At 59.4% G+C, this 17,240-nt stretch carries 16 protein-coding genes; 10 read left to right on the forward strand and 6 right to left on the reverse strand.

What is annotated here, in order from left to right:
* Window positions 1–357: 357 nt before the first annotated feature.
* Window positions 358–1,575: an argininosuccinate synthase gene (locus tag MUM_RS0112655; protein ID WP_003208700.1), complete on the reverse strand. Its 1,218-nt coding sequence runs from the start codon at window positions 1,573–1,575 to the stop codon at window positions 358–360.
* A 129-nt stretch (window positions 1,576–1,704) separates the two neighbouring features.
* The gene (locus MUM_RS0112660) at window positions 1,705–2,613 is read right to left on the reverse strand and encodes a flagellar protein MotY (protein ID WP_010170147.1); all 909 of its coding nucleotides are present in this window, start codon (window positions 2,611–2,613) and stop codon (window positions 1,705–1,707) included.
* Between the two features lie 156 nt (window positions 2,614–2,769).
* Here MUM_RS0112660 and pyrC point away from each other — a divergent pair, with 156 nt between their 5' ends.
* Together pyrC and rnt are read left to right on the forward strand one after the other, a co-directional pair.
* Window positions 2,770–3,816 (forward strand): dihydroorotase, encoded by a 1,047-nt coding sequence (pyrC, locus tag MUM_RS0112665; protein WP_010170148.1) that lies wholly within the window; start codon window positions 2,770–2,772, stop codon window positions 3,814–3,816.
* Window positions 3,813–4,490 carry a ribonuclease T gene (rnt, locus tag MUM_RS0112670; RefSeq protein ID WP_010170149.1) on the forward strand — a complete coding sequence of 226 codons (678 nt, stop codon included), beginning with the start codon at window positions 3,813–3,815 and terminating at the stop codon, window positions 4,488–4,490. Before pyrC ends, rnt begins: the two co-directional genes overlap by 4 nt.
* A gap of 65 nt (window positions 4,491–4,555) precedes the next feature.
* Here the strand turns inward: rnt and MUM_RS0112675 are convergent, their stop codons facing one another.
* The gene (locus MUM_RS0112675) at window positions 4,556–5,158 is read right to left on the reverse strand and encodes a peroxiredoxin (protein ID WP_003172097.1); all 603 of its coding nucleotides are present in this window, start codon (window positions 5,156–5,158) and stop codon (window positions 4,556–4,558) included.
* A gap of 237 nt (window positions 5,159–5,395) precedes the next feature.
* Here MUM_RS0112675 and MUM_RS0112680 point away from each other — a divergent pair, with 237 nt between their 5' ends.
* Entirely contained in the window at window positions 5,396–5,614 is a 219-nt protein-coding gene (locus MUM_RS0112680) for a bacterioferritin-associated ferredoxin (RefSeq protein ID WP_003208706.1), read from the forward strand.
* Between the two features lie 200 nt (window positions 5,615–5,814).
* Window positions 5,815–6,285: a bacterioferritin gene (gene bfr / locus MUM_RS0112685; RefSeq protein WP_010170157.1), complete on the forward strand. Its 471-nt coding sequence runs from the start codon at window positions 5,815–5,817 to the stop codon at window positions 6,283–6,285.
* A 76-nt stretch (window positions 6,286–6,361) separates the two neighbouring features.
* On the opposite strand, the gene grxD is transcribed toward bfr, so the two are convergent.
* Complete coding sequence (grxD, locus tag MUM_RS0112690; protein ID WP_003208710.1) at window positions 6,362–6,700, reverse strand: Grx4 family monothiol glutaredoxin; 339 nt, start codon at window positions 6,698–6,700, stop codon at window positions 6,362–6,364.
* A 99-nt stretch (window positions 6,701–6,799) separates the two neighbouring features.
* On the reverse strand, window positions 6,800–8,896 hold the full coding sequence (locus tag MUM_RS0112695; protein WP_010170160.1) for a molybdopterin oxidoreductase family protein: 2,097 nt from the start codon (window positions 8,894–8,896) through the stop codon (window positions 6,800–6,802).
* A gap of 444 nt (window positions 8,897–9,340) precedes the next feature.
* On the opposite strand from MUM_RS0112695, the gene argF reads away from it, so the two are divergent.
* Both argF and MUM_RS0112705 read left to right on the forward strand, forming a co-directional pair.
* Window positions 9,341–10,261, forward strand: a complete 921-nt coding sequence (gene argF / locus MUM_RS0112700; protein WP_010170162.1) for an ornithine carbamoyltransferase — start codon at window positions 9,341–9,343, stop codon at window positions 10,259–10,261.
* A complete protein-coding gene (locus MUM_RS0112705) occupies window positions 10,258–11,367 on the forward strand; it encodes an ABC transporter ATP-binding protein (RefSeq protein ID WP_010170164.1) in 1,110 nt (369 codons plus the stop codon). The genes argF and MUM_RS0112705 overlap by 4 nt, the downstream gene beginning before the upstream one ends.
* A gap of 10 nt (window positions 11,368–11,377) precedes the next feature.
* Here MUM_RS0112705 and ybaK read toward each other — a convergent pair whose 3' ends face one another.
* Window positions 11,378–11,848 (reverse strand): Cys-tRNA(Pro) deacylase, encoded by a 471-nt coding sequence (ybaK, locus tag MUM_RS0112710; protein ID WP_010170166.1) that lies wholly within the window; start codon window positions 11,846–11,848, stop codon window positions 11,378–11,380.
* A gap of 360 nt (window positions 11,849–12,208) precedes the next feature.
* Between ybaK and MUM_RS0112715 the strand changes: the two genes are divergently transcribed.
* The 4 genes from MUM_RS0112715 (at window position 12,209) to glpD (ending at window position 17,211) form a co-directional block, all read left to right on the forward strand.
* Window positions 12,209–13,063 carry an MIP/aquaporin family protein gene (locus MUM_RS0112715; protein ID WP_010170168.1) on the forward strand — a complete coding sequence of 285 codons (855 nt, stop codon included), beginning with the start codon at window positions 12,209–12,211 and terminating at the stop codon, window positions 13,061–13,063.
* 80 nt (window positions 13,064–13,143) lie between these two features.
* Window positions 13,144–14,649 (forward strand): glycerol kinase GlpK, encoded by a 1,506-nt coding sequence (gene glpK, locus MUM_RS0112720; RefSeq protein ID WP_003208721.1) that lies wholly within the window; start codon window positions 13,144–13,146, stop codon window positions 14,647–14,649.
* Between the two features lie 94 nt (window positions 14,650–14,743).
* On the forward strand, window positions 14,744–15,499 hold the full coding sequence (locus MUM_RS0112725) for a DeoR/GlpR family transcriptional regulator (protein ID WP_003208723.1): 756 nt from the start codon (window positions 14,744–14,746) through the stop codon (window positions 15,497–15,499).
* Between the two features lie 173 nt (window positions 15,500–15,672).
* A complete protein-coding gene (gene glpD / locus MUM_RS0112730; RefSeq protein WP_010170171.1) occupies window positions 15,673–17,211 on the forward strand; it encodes a glycerol-3-phosphate dehydrogenase in 1,539 nt (512 codons plus the stop codon).
* Window positions 17,212–17,240: the final 29 nt, after the last annotated feature.

Genomic DNA, 17,240 nt, shown 5'->3' on the forward strand with positions numbered 1-17,240 from the left:
TTCGGGGGTGAAACCGGTTTTTTTAAAGTTCCATTCGTCATAATTAGTTACGCTCCATAAATCCTACAGCCATGTCAGCATCCGACATATTCGCAGTACATTTCTGAGTGAAATTTCTGTAGTACATAGTTCCCGCACACAAGAAAAAAAGCCACTTTCAACAATGCATCACTTATCGAGCGAAACTAATAAACATTGCCCCCGTAAAAACATAAACATTCCACTCCACATCCTTCAGGACATGGATTTTTTGAGCTGAACGATAAACATCACATTGCCCATAACGATTTCATGCGTATTTTCGGCCAAAAAAAATGGCCCCTTAAAGGGGCCATTTTTCATTGCAACTTAAAACAATCAGAACAACTTGCGACCCTTGTTGGCCGCAATGCGCATGCGCAACGCGTTCAGCTTGATGAAGCCTGCCGCATCCGCCTGGTTGTAGGCGCCGCCATCTTCTTCGAAGGTGGCGATATTGGCGTCGAACAGCGACTCGTCGGACTTGCGACCGGTCACGATCACGTTGCCCTTGTACAGCTTCAGGCGCACAACACCGTTCACGTGGACCTGCGAAGCATCGATCATCTGCTGCAGCATAAGACGCTCTGGGCTCCACCAGTAGCCGGTGTAGATCAGGCTGGCGTACTTGGGCATCAGCTCGTCTTTGAGGTGAGCCACTTCACGGTCCAGGGTGATGGACTCGATGGCGCGGTGAGCGCGCAGCATGATGGTGCCGCCCGGGGTTTCGTAGCAACCACGGGACTTCATGCCCACGTAACGGTTCTCGACGATGTCGAGGCGGCCGATACCGTGTTCGCCACCGATGCGGTTCAGGGTCGCCAATACGGTGGCCGGGGTCATTTCGACGCCGTCCAGCGCGACGATGTCGCCATTGCGGTAGGTCAGTTCCAGGTACTGGGCCTTGTCAGGAGCGTTCTCCGGGGAGACGGTCCATTTCCACATGTCTTCTTCGTGCTCGGTCCAGGTGTCTTCCAGCACGCCGCCTTCATAGGAGATGTGCAGCAAGTTGGCGTCCATCGAGTACGGGGACTTCTTCTTGCCATGACGCTCGATCGGGATGGCGTGCTTTTCAGCGTAGTCCATCAGCTTTTCACGGGACAGCAGGTCCCATTCGCGCCACGGAGCAATCACTTTTACGCCTGGCTTCAAGGCGTAGGCACCCAGTTCGAAACGCACCTGGTCGTTACCCTTGCCGGTGGCGCCATGGGAAATGGCGTCGGCGCCGGTTTCGTTGGCGATTTCGATCAGGCGCTTGGCGATCAGCGGACGTGCGATGGAGGTACCCAGCAGGTACTCGCCTTCGTAGACGGTGTTGGCGCGAAACATCGGGAAAACGAAATCGCGGACGAACTCTTCGCGCAGGTCGTCAATGTAGATCTCTTTCACGCCCATGGCTTGCGCCTTGGCACGTGCAGGTTCGACCTCTTCGCCCTGACCCAGGTCAGCGGTGAAGGTCACCACTTCACAGTTATAAGTATCCTGCAGCCACTTGAGGATCACCGAAGTGTCCAGGCCGCCGGAATACGCGAGAACGACCTTGTTTACGTCGGCCATGCCATCACTCCACGGGGTTGTACGGAAAGGCGTCGATTCTACCGACCAAAACCGTGAAATTACAGAGGCGCGACAGCAAATGAAGATAAAGCGACAGATTATGTCGAGCGGGCGACGAAACGCCGGACCTTATGAGGTGGCGGCGGCGTTGCCCGGCGCTTTGGCCTGTGGAGCCGGTTTCTCGGGGGCTGCCACCCGTTCGAGTTGAATATTCACCCGGCGGTTTTTCGCCCGGTTGGCCGGGTTGGTGTTCGGCGCCAATGGGTAGCTTTCGCCGTGAAAGCGCAGGGTAATCTGCGATTCCTCAATGCCATTGGCCTTGAAGTAGTCCATCACCGCCAGGGCACGACGCCGGGAAACATCACGGTTGGTCAGGCGATTTCCGCTGTTGTCGGAGTGACCGTTCAACTCGATGTGATTGACCGTAGGGTCGGCTTTCAGGAATTCGAGAATCACCGACAGTTTTTTCTTGGCCGCCGCGTCCAGTTCAATGCCTCCACCCGGGAAGCCCACCTCGGTCTGTTTGACCTGCTCGAAATTCATCGGCAGCAGCTTGGTGGTGCACATTTGGTAGTCGTTGTAGGCCTTGCTGAATTTCGCCGGTAACAGGCGGATTTCGGAGTAACCACCCTCACGGCTATAGTGACGCACCGTCGGGCTGCGACCTTCAAGCAGGCCGGTAAACAAGCGTCCCGCCTGGGCCTGGGAACTATTAAACAGCACATCGCCACTACCGATCCGCACTGCACCCAGGTTGATATCACCACGTCCCGGTTGCCACGGCGCAGCCGCTGCCAGCAGGGTTGCGGAACCGCCGCCCATCGAACCGTTAAAGGCTTTCAGACGAAACGTCGCCTGCTCGCCGGCCCGGCGTACGAACTCGCCCGTACCGAAATCGGTGATCGGCTGGCTCAATCGGCACTCGAATTTATCGCCCTCCACTTTCCACTCAATATTCTCCAGACGTGTCTGGAACGTGAGGGCCATCGCGGGCAGGCTGGCGAACACACTGAGCAGGGCTAGATAATGCTGGCGCACGGGAGGCTCCACTGGTTTCTACAACACATCAAGGCGTCATACATCGTTAAGGCATACCCAGGGATATCGGTCGCATCCTGCAAAACTTGATAGCGAGTGCCTGCAAGAGTCTTTTCCGGTAGCATTCCCACCAGATTGACCCGCCTGGAATCCCCAATGTCCGACCGCCTGACCCTGCTGCGTCCCGACGACTGGCATATTCATCTTCGCGATGGTGCTGCGTTGCCCCAAACCGTGGCCGATGTAGCGCGCACGTTTGGCCGCGCCATCATCATGCCTAACCTGGTACCTCCGGTGCGTAACGCCGCGGAAGCCGATGCCTATCGCCAGCGCATTCTTGCTGCACGACCGGCCGGCAGCCGCTTTGAACCGTTGATGGTGCTGTACCTGACCGACCGCACCCAGCCCGAAGAAATTCGCCATGCCAAGGCCAGCGGTTTCGTGCACGCCGCCAAGCTGTACCCGGCCGGTGCGACCACCAACTCCGATTCCGGCGTAACCAGTATCGACAAGATTCTGCCGGCCATCGAAGCCATGGCGGAAGTCGGCATGCCGTTGCTGATCCACGGTGAAGTCACCCGTGGCGATGTCGATGTATTCGATCGTGAAAAGATCTTCATCGACGAGCACATGCGCCGCGTGGTGGAGTTGTTCCCGACCCTCAAGGTCGTGTTCGAGCACATCACCACCGCCGATGCCGTGCAGTTCGTCACCGAGGCTTCGGCTAACGTCGGCGCGACCATCACCGCGCATCACCTGTTGTACAACCGCAACCACATGCTGGTGGGCGGGATTCGGCCGCACTTCTATTGCCTGCCGATTCTCAAGCGCAACACGCACCAGGTGGCGCTGCTGGATGCCGCCACCAGTGGCAGCGAGAAATTTTTCCTCGGTACCGACTCCGCGCCCCACGCCCAACACGCCAAAGAAGCAGCGTGCGGTTGTGCCGGTTGCTACACCGCCTATGCGGCGATCGAGTTGTATGCCGAAGCGTTCGAACAACGCAACGCGCTGGACAAGCTTGAAGCGTTCGCCAGCCTCAACGGCCCGCGTTTCTATGGCCTGCCGGCGAATACCGACCGCATTACCCTGGTCCGTGAAGACTGGACCGCCCCCACCAGCCTGCCGTTTGGCGAGCTGACCGTTATCCCGCTGCGCGCCGGTGAAACACTGCGCTGGCGCCTGCTGGAGGAACACCCGTGAGTGAAGACCATTACGACGACGACCAGGAACACGGCGGCGGTGGTGGCGGTTCCCGTCACCCGATGGCCGAGCGGTTCCGTGGCTACCTCCCGGTCGTTATCGACGTAGAAACCGGCGGCTTCAATTGCGCCACTGACGCATTGCTGGAAATCGCCGCCACGACCATCGGCATGGATGAACAGGGTTTCGTGTTCCCGGAACACACCCATTTCTTCCGCGTCGAGCCGTTCGAAGGCGCCAACATCGAAGCCGCAGCTTTGGAGTTCACCGGGATCAAGCTCGATCACCCACTGCGCATGGCCGTCAGTGAAGAAGCGGCGCTGACCGACATCTTCCGTGGCGTGCGCAAGGCGTTGAAGGCCAACGGCTGCAAACGGGCAATCCTGGTGGGCCACAACAGCAGCTTCGACTTGGGCTTCCTCAATGCGGCTGTGGCGCGCCTGGACATGAAACGTAACCCGTTTCACCCGTTCTCCAGCTTCGACACCGCGACCCTCGCTGGCTTGGCCTATGGCCAGACCGTGCTGGCCAAAGCCTGCCAGGCCGCCGGTATCGACTTCGACGGTCGTGAAGCCCACTCGGCCCGCTACGACACCGAGAAGACGGCCGAGCTGTTCTGCGGCATCGTCAACCGCTGGAAACAGATGGGCGGCTGGGAAGACTTCAACGACTGAAGCCAAACCCCGCGCATAAAAAAACCGGCCTTCTCAGGCCGGTTTTTTTGTCCCGCGAATCCGACTTACAGCTTGCCGGCGTTCTCGGTCAGGTAAGCCGCAACGCCTTCTGGCGAAGCGTTCATGCCTTTGTCGCCTTTTTTCCAGTTGGCAGGGCAAACTTCGCCGTGCTCTTCGTGGAATTGCAGAGCGTCGACCAGACGGATCAGCTCTTCCATGTTACGGCCCAGCGGCAGGTCGTTGATGATCTGCGAGCGGACAACGCCCTTGTCGTCGATCAGGAATGCGCCACGGAAAGCCACGCCGCCTTCGGACTCAACGTCGTAAGCCTTGGCGATGTCGTGCTTCATGTCGGCAGCCATGGTGTATTTGACTTTGCCGATACCGCCATCATTGATGGCAGTGTTGCGCCAGGCGTTGTGGGTGAAATGGGAGTCGATGGAAACGGCTACCACTTCAACGTTGCGCGCCTTGAAATCGTCCATGCGGTGATCCAGAGCGATCAGCTCCGAAGGGCAGACGAAGGTGAAGTCCAGCGGGTAGAAGAACACCAGGCCGTATTTGCCTTTGATGGCTTCAGACAGTTTGAAGCTGTCTACGATTTCGCCATTGCCGAGGACGGCGGGTACGTCGAAATCCGGGGCTTGTTTGCCGACGAGTACGCTCATTGGGTATCTCCTGATGGTGGTGACTGAAGTAAAAGGATCCGCCCCAGTGTGCCGCAGCTAAACGACAGGCCTGTGACGCGATCACGCTTCGTGAAGACCGACCATCATACCGGAAAAAAGCCGTTCGTCAGTGAGCCCGCTTGCAAACAGCAAGCCTTGTGAAACTACTTTGACAATCATTCTCGTTAACATTAAGATCCGTCGCACTTAAGCCTTAAACCGCGATGGTTCTCCCTTATGTATGTCTGCCTCTGCACTGGCGTCACCGACGGACAAATCCGCGAAGCGATCTATGAAGGTTGCTGCAGCTACAAGGAAGTACGTGAAACCACCGGCGTGGCCAGCCAATGCGGCAAATGTGCCTGCCTCGCCAAGCAAGTGGTACGGGAAACCCTGACGCAGCTGCAAACTGCCCAGGCTGCGATCCCCTACTCAGCAGAATTTACACACGCATAATTGGCGTGTTTTAAAGAACCGGACTTAGTGTCCGGTTTTTTTATGCCCGAAATTCAAACAGTTAGCGCCAAGACGCGGAACACAAACATTCTTATTCCGATTAATTTTCATTTATTATTCAATAACTTAGGTTTGACAGTAGTCAATACGCCGCTCAAACTCCGCCTTATATACAGCTAATACAGGGCAGGACCCCAATCATGAAAGGCGACATTACAGTCATCCAGCAACTCAACAAAATCCTTGCCAATGAACTGGTCGCGATCAATCAGTACTTCCTGCATGCACGCATGTATGACGATTGGGGCCTGGAAAAGCTGGGCAAGCGTGAATACAAAGAATCCATCAAGGCCATGAAGGACGCTGACGCGCTGATCAAGCGCATCCTGTTTCTGGAAGGCCTGCCGAACGTGCAGGACCTGGGCAAGCTGAACATCGGCGAGCACACCCAGGAAATGATCAACTGCGACCTGAACTTCGAGCGCAAGAGCCACACCGACCTCAAGGCCGCCATCGCTCATTGCGAAACCAAGGGCGACTTCGGCAGCCGCGAGTTGCTGGAAGATATCCTTGAAGACCAGGAAGAACACATCGACTGGCTGGAAACCCAAATCGGCCTGATCGACAAAGTGACTATCGAGAATTACCTGCAATCGCAGATGGGTGAATAACCCTTAGTTCCCGGCCACTAAAAAGCCCCGCTCTCTTTCGAGAAGCGGGGCTTTTTATTGCCGCAGCCTGGAAAAATCAGGCTTCGGTCTTCGCCGCAGCCTTGGCTGCTGCGTCTTTGATCAGTGCCTGCAACGAACCATCAGCCGCCATTTCGGTGATGATGTCGCTACCGCCGACCAGCTCACCGGCCACCCACAGCTGCGGGAAGGTTGGCCAGTTGGCGTACTTCGGCAGGTTGGCACGGATTTCCGGGTTCTGCAGGATATCCACGTAGGCGAATTTCTCGCCACATTGCATGATTGCCTGGGAAGCCTTTGCGGAGAAGCCACACTGAGGCGCGTTAGGTGCGCCTTTCATGTAAAGCAGAATAGTGTTGTTGGCAATCTGCTCTTTGATCGTTTCGATGATATCCATGGAACACCTCGGCTGGAACTTTCCGACTCATGGGTCGGCACGGTGGCGCATTGTAACGCAAACCCCAGCGTGACGCTCGGACTCCCCGACAGACAATCCTTACGCCGCCGCCACCTGCACCGGAACACCATTCAACGCCGCGTTACCCGACAGCTCATCCAATTGCCGCTCGTCCGTCAGATCGTTTGCGCTCGCCCCCGGCTGCCCGCTGGCGATGGTCATCTGCACGCCCGGACGGCCGTGGCCCCAACCGTGAGGCAGGCTGACCACGCCGGGCATCATGTCCAGGCTGGCCAGCACCTCCACTTCGATCATGCCGATGCGCGAACTCACGCGCACTCGCTGCCCATCAATAAGCTGACGGTGGGCCAGGTCGTCGGGGTGCATCAGCAACTGGTGACGGGGCTTGCCCTTCACCAGTCGGTGGTAGTTATGCATCCAGGAGTTGTTGCTGCGCACATGGCGACGGCCAATCAGCAGCAACTCATTCACCTCGGGCACCGGCTGTGCGGCAAAACGCGCAAGGTCGGCGAGGATCACCGGCGGCGCCGCCTGCAGATGGCCATTGGTGGTTTTCATGCGGCCCGCCAGGTTCGGCTTCAGCGGCCCGAGGTCCAGGCCGTGAGGATGATCCGCCAGCGCGGCAATGGACAACGTATCGCCATAAGGCCCGGCCCGCAGCCCGAAGTCGATCATCTGCGCGGGCGGCATGGTGGGCTTGAGTGCATTACCGGTTTTCGCGGCAAACGCCTGGGCCAGGCCGACGAAGATTTCCCAGTCATGCAATGCACCCTCGGGTTTTGGCAGGATGGCGCGGTTGAAGCGGGTGACATTGCGCACTGCGAACATGTTGAACGTGGTGTCGTAGTGATCGTTTTCCAACGCCGAGGTGGACGGCAGGATCAGGTCGGCATAGCGCGTGGTTTCATTGATGTACAGGTCGACACTGACCATGAACTCCAGCCCATCCAGCGCCTGCTCCAGTTGCCGGCCGTTGGGCGTGGACAGCACCGGGTTCCCCGCCACCGTCACCAGGGCGCGGATCTGTCCTTCACCCTCGGTGAGCATTTCTTCAGCCAGCGCCGACACCGGCAACTCGCCACCGTACTCCGGCCGCCCGGAAACCCGGCTCTGCCAGCGATTGAAATGCCCGCCGGAGGTGGAGGCTACCAGGTCGACTGCCGGCGTAGTGCACACAGCGCCGCCCACGCGGTCCAGGTTGCCGGTGACCAGGTTGATCAACTGCACCAGCCAATGGCACAGCGTGCCGAAGGCCTGGGTCGACACACCCATGCGGCCATAACACACCGCCTTGTCAGCCGCAGCGAAGTCCCGCGCCAACTGGCGGATCTGCTCGGCAGGCACCGCGCATTGGCGGCTCATGGCCTCGGCGGTGAACCCGGCCACGGCCTGGCGCACTTCATCCAGGCCGTCGACCGGTAGGTGACTGTCACGGGTCAAGTTCTCGGCGAACAGCGTATTGAGCAAGCCGAACAACAGCGCCGCATCGCCACCCGGGCGCACAAACAGATGCTGGTCGGCCATCGCTGCCGTCTCGCTGCGGCGCGGATCAATCACCACCACTTTGCCGCCCCGGGCCTGGATCGCCTTCAGGCGTTTCTCCACGTCCGGTACGGTCATGATGCTGCCGTTGGACGCCAGCGGGTTGCCGCCGAGGATCAGCATGAAATCGGTATGGTCGATGTCCGGGATCGGCAGCAACAGGCCGTGGCCGTACATCAGGTGACTGGTGAGGTGATGGGGCAACTGGTCCACGGAGGTGGCGGAAAAACGATTGCGGGTCTTGAGCTGGCCGAGGAAGTAATTGCTGTGGGTCATCAGGCCATAGTTGTGCACGCTCGGATTGCCCTGGTACACCGCCACCGCATTTTGCCCATGGCGTGCCTGGATGCCCGCGAGGCGCTCGGCTACGAGCGCAAAGGCGTCGTCCCACGGGATCGGCTGCCATTCACTGCCCACCCGCAACATGGGCTGGTGCAGGCGATCCGGGTCGTTCTGGATGTCCTGCAGGGCCACGGCCTTGGGGCAGATATGACCACGACTGAACGTGTCCAGGGGGTCGCCCTTGATCGAGGTGATCGCCAGGCTCCCGTCTTCGCCCTGGGTGGTTTCCAGTGTCAGGCCGCAGATGGCTTCGCACAGATGGCAGGCACGGTGGTGGAGAGTCTTGGTCATGGCCAGTCTCTTTATTGTGGGCTGAACGCTTCGGACAAAAACTATGGCCCGCCCCAGGCAGCAGCGCCAGCAACGTTCGTCGTGTGAATCCAGCGGCATCAGGCCAGGGCATGAAGAAACATCAGGAAATGTTTCAACGCCCTCCGGCAGCCCGCTGAAACCGACGTACCCTGGCCTGCGCCCGCCCTCGCGCATTGCAATATGAAGTAACGCCAGTGTACAAATGACCCGCTGCTGTCAGGAAACAGGCTTCAAAAGCGCCCTCCCCGCGTCCTTGAACTCCCCTAAAAACTGTAGCCCTATTGGTAAGACGCGACATTTAATTATAAGATCGCGCCTTCCCCTATTTCGTCGCCCCGTGCGGCTTTCGCCGCAGGTCTCGCCCGTTTTCAAAATAAACAAGGCTTTGAGTATCTGCGGTCTGTTGCAAAAAGGTAGTTAATGATGAGCGCAAGGCACTTTCTCTCCCTGATGGATTGCACGCCCGAAGAGCTGGTCAGCGTGCTCCGTCGAGGCATTGAGCTTAAAGACCTGCGTAACCGCGGCGTACTGTTCGAGCCTTTGAAAAACCGCGTGCTCGGGATGATTTTCGAGAAGTCGTCGACCCGCACCCGTGTGTCCTTCGAAGCCGGCATGATCCAGCTCGGCGGCCAGGCTATCTTCCTGTCGCCTCGCGATACCCAACTGGGTCGCGGCGAGCCGATCAGCGACTGCGCGATTGTGATGTCGAGCATGCTGGATGCGGTGATGATCCGTACCTTCGCCCACAGCACCCTGACCGAATTTGCCGCCAACTCCCGCGTGCCTGTGATCAACGGCCTGTCCGATGACCTGCACCCGTGCCAGTTGCTGGCCGACATGCAAACCTTCCTCGAACAGCGCGGCTCGATCCAGGGCAAGACCGTGGCCTGGATCGGTGACGGCAACAACATGTGCAACAGCTATATAGAAGCGGCGATCCAGTTCGACTTCCAATTGCGCGTCGCCTGCCCTGAAGGCTACGAGCCGGATGCGCGCTTCCTGGCCCAGGCCGGCGACCGCGTGACCATCGTCCGCGACCCGCGTGAGGCGGTCATCGGCGCGCACCTGGTGAGCACCGACGTCTGGACGTCCATGGGCCAGGAAGAAGAAACCGCCAAGCGCCTCAAGCTGTTCGCCCCGTTCCAGGTGACCCGCGCCCTGCTCGACCTGGCCGCGCCGGACGTGCTGTTCATGCACTGCCTGCCCGCCCACCGCGGCGAAGAAATCAGCCTCGACCTGCTGGATGACCAGCGCTCGGTGGCCTGGGCCCAGGCAGAAAACCGCCTGCACGCACAGAAGGCCTTGCTCGAATTCCTGGTTGCGCCGGCGTACCGCCCTGCATGAGCCAGCCATTACTGCTGAACCTACGCAATCTGGCATGCGGTTATCAGGATCAACGGGTGGTGCAGAACCTCAACCTGCACCTCAACGCTGGCGACATCGGTTGCCTGCTGGGCTCCTCGGGCTGCGGCAAGACCACCACCCTGCGAGCGATTGCCGGGTTTGAGCCGGTGCACGAAGGCGAGATCAGCCTGGCGGGCGAAGTCATTTCCAGCGCCGGTTTCACACTGGCCCCGGAGAAACGTCGCATCGGCATGGTGTTCCAGGACTACGCGCTGTTTCCACATCTCAGCGTGGCCGACAACATCGCCTTCGGCATTCGCAAACACCCGCAAAAAGAGCGTGTGGTCGCCGAACTGCTGGAACTGGTGAACCTGAAGAACCTGGGCAAACGTTTCCCCCACGAACTCTCCGGCGGCCAGCAACAGCGCGTCGCCCTGGCCCGCGCCCTGGCGCCGGAGCCACAACTGTTGCTGCTGGACGAACCCTTCTCCAACCTCGACGGCGAACTGCGGCGCAAGCTCAGCCATGAAGTGCGCGACATCCTCAAGGCGCGGGGCACCAGTGCGATTCTGGTGACCCATGATCAGGAAGAAGCCTTCGCGGTGAGTGACCATGTCGGCGTGTTCAAGGAAGGCCGCCTGGAGCAGTGGGACACGCCCTACAACCTCTACCACGAACCGCTGACGCCCTTTGTCGCCAGCTTTATTGGCCAGGGTTACTTTATTCGCGGGCAATTGAACACGCCGGAATCGGTCACCACGGAACTGGGCGAATTGCGCGGCAACCGTGCCTACACCTGGCCTACAGGCGGCGCCGTGGATGTATTGCTGCGACCGGACGATATCGTTTATGCGCCGGACAGCGCCTTGAAAGCGCGGATTGTCGGCAAGACGTTCCTCGGTGCGTCGACCCTGTATCGCTTGCAGCTGCCGACAGGCGCACAGCTGGAGTCGATCTTTCCCAGCCACGCCGATCACTCGGTCGGTGCCGATGTGGGCATTCGCGTGGCCGCCGAGCACCTGGTGTTGTTCCAGGCCTCGGGCAGCACCGCAGCACAAATCCCGCAGGTTGAGTCAGGCGTTCGCCGCTACAGCACCGCCTCCTGACGTCAACGCATCACGCCCGGCCAATTTCCGCGAACTTGGCCTGGGTGTGTTCGGCCAGCACCGCTGCTGCCAACTCCACTTCGAGCCCCCTTCTCCCCGCACTGATAAAAATCGTCGGAAACGACTGCGCTGTCACATCGACAAAGGTGCGCAAGCGCTTCTTCTGCCCCAACGGGCTGATGCCGCCGAGCAAATAACCGGTCGCCCGTTGCGCCGCCGCAGGGTCCGCCATCTCGACCTTTTTCACCCCGGCCGCCTGCGCCAACGCTTTTAAATCCAAACTTCCGACGACCGGCACAACCGCCACCAGCAGCTCAGCCTTTTCACTGCTGGCCAGCAGGGTCTTGAACACTTGCGCAGGATCAAGCCCCAATTTTTCCGCGGCCTCCAGGCCATAGGACGCTGCCTTGGGGTCATGTTCGTAACTGTGGATTCGATGTTCGGCGCGAACTTTTTTCAACAGGTCCAATGCGGGCGTCATGCGTGCTCCAGGCTTGGCAAAAAGGTGAAAAAACAGACGGCCAATTCTAGGCCAACACGCGGCAAAAGGCTCTAGTCCGAAGCCCTCTGCCACGCCCCCGCGCGGTCCCCGCCAGCGTCTCCCGTCGCCCACGGCACGATCATTCACCACACCAATAATTACAAAATGACTGATCGTTCACTTTCGACCTTTGACAGCCGTCATTCTTGTCTATATTTTTTCGTTTACGAATACTGTAGGAATAGACCTACGGATTCACAGCAGTAAGCCGTGAACAGGATGGGGATCCTCGCCACGGTGAAAATCGCCGATTGCCCGTTGAGGCAAAACGCCAGACAACAACAAAAACAGAGGTTTTCCATGACAACTGCTCTTCAACAGCCTTCACTTTCAAGTCAATGCATGGCCGAATTCCTCGGCACTGCGTTACTGATCTTCTTCGGTACCGGATGTGTTGCTGCGCTCAAGGTCGCGGGTGCCAGCTTTGGGTTGTGGGAAATCAGTATCATCTGGGGGATCGGCGTCAGCATGGCGATCTACCTGAGCGCCGGTATTTCCGGAGCTCACCTCAATCCGGCCGTCAGTATCGCCCTGTGCATTTTTGCCGATTTCGACAAGCGCAAACTGCCCTTCTACATCATCGCCCAAGTCGCCGGCGCCTTCTGCTCGGCCGCGTTGGTTTACACGCTCTACAGCAACCTGTTTTTCGATTACGAACAAACCCACCACATGATTCGCGGCACCCAGGCCAGCCTGGAACTGGCGTCGGTGTTCTCCACCTATCCCCACCCATTGCTGGGCACGGCCCAGGCCTTCCTGGTGGAAATGGTCATCACCGCGATCCTGATGGGCGTGATCATGGCCCTGACCGACGACAACAACGGCCTGCCCCGTGGCCCGTTGGCGCCACTGCTGATTGGTTTGCTGATCGCCGTGATCGGCAGCGCCATGGGCCCGCTGACCGGCTTTGCGATGAACCCGGCGCGTGACTTCGGTCCCAAGCTGATGACCTTTTTCGCCGGTTGGGGTGAAATGGCCTTCACCGGCGGGCGCGACATTCCTTATTTCCTGATTCCGATCTTTGCACCGATTGTCGGTGCCTGCCTCGGTGCAGCAGCGTATCGCGGGTTGATTGCCCGTCACCTGCCCAGCGCCGCACCTGCTACAACGGATGCAACCGAAGCGGCTGCCACCGGCAAAACCCGTACTTCCTGATGCGATAGCCTGGGCCGTACTGCCCTTTTGCGGCCCAGGCTGTTTACTGACTTCCCTATTCTCCGTCCAAGGCAATCGACATGACCGACATTCAGAATAAGAACTACATCATTGCCCTCGATCAGGGCACTACCAGTTCCCGGGCGATCATCTTCGATCGTGACGCCAACGTGGTCTGCACCGCCCAGCGTGAATTCACCCAGCATTACCCGCAAGCCGGCTGGGTCGAACATGACCCGATGGAAATTTTCGCCACCCAGAGCGCGGTGATGGTCGAGGCCCTGGCACAAGCCGGCCTGCACCATGACCAGGTCGCGGCCATCGGCATCACCAACCAGCGTGAAACCACCGTAGTCTGGGACAAAATCACCGGCCGCCCGATCTACAACGCGATCGTCTGGCAATGCCGCCGCAGCACCGAGATCTGCCAGCAGCTCAAGCGCGACGGCCACGAGCAATACATCAATGACACCACCGGCCTGGTCACCGACCCGTACTTCTCCGGCACCAAGCTCAAGTGGATCCTCGACAACGTCGAAGGCAGCCGCGAACGTGCGCGTAACGGCGAGCTGCTGTTCGGCACCATCGACAGCTGGCTGATCTGGAAATTTACCGGCGGCAAAACCCACGTCACCGACTACACCAACGCCTCGCGCACCATGCTCTTCAACATCCACACCCTGGAGTGGGATGCGAAGATGCTGGAGATTCTCGACGTGCCGCGCGAAATGCTGCCGGAAGTGAAGTCCTCCTCGGAAATCTACGGCCGCACCAAAAGCGGCATCGCCATCGGCGGTATCGCCGGTGACCAGCAGGCGGCGCTGTTCGGCCAAATGTGCGTGGAGCCGGGCCAGGCGAAAAACACCTACGGCACCGGCTGCTTCCTGCTGATGAACACCGGCGACAAGGCCGTGAAATCCAAGCACGGCATGCTCACCACCATCGCTTGCGGCCCCCGAGGCGAAGTGGCCTACGCCCTGGAAGGCGCCGTGTTCAACGGCGGTTCCACCGTGCAGTGGCTGCGTGACGAGCTGAAGATCATCGCCGACGCCACCGACACCGAATACTTCGCCGGCAAGGTCAAGGACAGCAACGGCGTGTACCTGGTCCCCGCCTTCACCGGCCTGGGTGCTCCTTACTGGGACCCGTATGCCCGTGGCGCGCTGTTCGGCCTGACCCGTGGCGTACGCGTGGACCACATCATTCGTGCTGCCCTGGAGTCGATTGCCTACCAGACCCGCGACGTACTCGACGCCATGCAGCAGGATTCCGGCGAACGCCTCAAATCCCTGCGGGTAGACGGTGGCGCGGTCGCCAACAACTTCCTGATGCAATTCCAGGCCGACATCCTCGGCACCCAGGTTGAACGCCCGCAAATGCGCGAAACCACAGCATTGGGCGCCGCCTACCTGGCCGGCCTGGCGTGCGGCTTCTGGGGCAGCCTGGACGAACTGCGCGGCAAGGCGGTGATCGAGCGTCAATTCGAACCGCAACTGGAAGAAGCGGCGAAGGAAAAACTCTACGCCGGCTGGCAAAAAGCGGTCAGCCGCACCCGCGACTGGGAACCCCACGAAGGCGCTGAATAAGCCAAGCGCCGGACCCACATAGGGTTGCAACTGGCAGGGAGCAGATTCCTGCGTCATCATGGGCCACTTTTTACGGCAGCCCAAAGGACGCACCATGAATCTGCCTCCCCGCCAGCAACAAATCCTCGAACTGGTCCGCGAACGCGGCTATGTGAGTATCGAGGAAATGGCGCAGCTCTTTGTTGTCACCCCGCAAACCATCCGCCGCGATATCAATCAACTGGCGGAAGCCAATCTGTTGCGCCGCTACCACGGCGGCGCAGCCTATGACTCCAGCGTTGAAAACACCGCGTACGCCATGCGTGCCGACCAGATGCGCGACGAGAAACAGCGCATCGGCGAAGCGATTGCCGCGCAAATCCCCGATCACGCCTCGCTGTTTATCAACATCGGTACCACCACCGAATCGATCGCTCGTGCGCTGCTTAACCACAGCCACCTGAAAATCATCACCAATAACCTCAACGTCGCCATGATGCTGAGTGCCAAAGACGACTTCGACGTACTCCTGACCGGCGGCAACGTGCGCCGTGACGGCGGCGTGGTGGGCCAGGCCAGCGTCGACTTTATCAACCAGTTCAAGGTCGATTTCGCCCTGGTAGGCATCAGCGGTATTGATGAAGACGGCAGCCTTTTGGACTTCGATTATCAGGAAGTTCGGGTTTCCCAGGCGATCATTGCCAATGCGCGCAAGGTGATCCTGGCCGCGGACTCCAGCAAATTCGGGCGCAACGCCATGATTCGCTTGGGACCGATCAGTTTGATTGATTGTTTAGTCACCGATCAGCAGCCGGTTCCGGCGCTGGTGCAACTGTTGAATCAGCACAAGATTCGGCTGGAAGTGGTGTAAGCCCAAACAGGGGGTGCCCTGCCCCCTGATGTTCACAAATTTTCCTTTATTCGCCCTTCGATCAGTATTTTCAATCGAAGCGGACTGGCTGTGCCCGCGTTTATGAGCTACCATTTTCGCAAATGAACATTTATGTTCGAATTCCAATACGAAAAAGATTGCGAGGCCAGCCGATGAACCCTTCTACCTTGCCTGCCCCACCGCTTGCTGAAGTCTATGACGTCGCCGTTATCGGTGGCGGGATCAATGGCGTCGGCATCGCAGCAGACGCAGCCGGGCGCGGTTTGTCGGTATTCCTTTGCGAAAAGGACGACCTGGCCAGCCACACTTCCTCCGCCAGCAGCAAGCTGATCCACGGCGGCCTGCGCTACCTGGAACATTACGAGTTCCGCCTGGTGCGCGAAGCCCTGGCTGAACGTGAAGTGCTGTTGGCCAAGGCCCCGCACATCGTCAAGCAAATGCGTTTTGTATTGCCGCACCGCCCGCACCTGCGCCCGGCGTGGATGATTCGCGCCGGCCTGTTCCTCTATGACCACCTGGGCAAGCGCGAAAAACTCGAAGGCTCCAAGAGCCTCAAGTTCGGCCCCGACAGTCCGTTGAAAAGCGAAATCACCAAAGGCTTCGAATACTCCGACTGCTGGGTCGACGACGCCCGCCTTGTAGTACTCAACGCCATGGCCGCGCGGGAAAAGGGTGCGCATATCCACACCCAGACCCGTTGCGTCAGCGCACACCGCAGTAAAGGCCTGTGGGAAATGAACATGGAGCGCGCCGATGGCAGCCTGTTTTCGATCCGTGCCCGCGCGCTGGTAAACGCCGCCGGCCCATGGGTGGCCAAGTTCATCAAGGATGACTTGAAGCTGGACTCGCCCTACGGCATCCGCCTGATCCAGGGCAGCCACCTGATCGTGCCGAAGCTATATGAAGGCGCCCACGCGCACATCCTGCAGAACGAAGACCAGCGCATCGTCTTCACCATTCCGTACCTGAATCACCTGACCATCATCGGCACCACCGACCGCGAATACACCGGCGACCCGGCGAAAGTGGCGATTACCGAAGGTGAAACCGACTACATGCTCAACGTGGTCAACGCGCACTTCAAGAAACAGCTGAGCCGCGATGACATCGTGCACACCTATTCCGGCGTGCGCCCGCTGTGCAACGACGAATCCGACAACCCGTCGGCCGTGACCCGCGACTACACCCTGGCGCTGTCGGGCACCTCGGGCGAGGCGCCATTGCTGTCGGTGTTCGGCGGCAAGCTGACCACTTACCGCAAGTTGGCCGAATCGGCGATGGCACAACTGGCGCCGTACTTCACGCAGATGCGCCCAAGCTGGACTGCCACGGCCACCCTGCCCGGCGGCGAAAACATGAGCACGCCAGAAGCCCTGGCCGATGCAATCCGCGGCAAATACGACTGGGTGCCGAGCGAGATTGCCCGTCGCTGGTCCACCACTTATGGCAGCCGCACCTGGCGCCTGCTGGAAGGCGTGCAATCGCTGGCCGACATGGGCGACCACCTCGGTGGCGGCCTGTACACCCGCGAAGTCGATTACCTGTGCGCCGAAGAATGGGCCACGCAGCCCCAGGACATCCTGTGGCGCCGCAGCAAGCTGGGCTTGTTCACCACGCCGGAAGAACAGGAAAACGTGCAGCGTTACCTGTCCAAGGTTGAGCACAATCGCGGCAAGATCGAAGCCGCCTGATCAGCCCGCCGTAAAAAAGCCCCTGCACC

Origin of the sequence: Pseudomonas sp. PAMC 25886 (assembly GCF_000242655.1) — a bacterium.
Lineage (GTDB): Bacteria > Pseudomonadota > Gammaproteobacteria > Pseudomonadales > Pseudomonadaceae > Aquipseudomonas.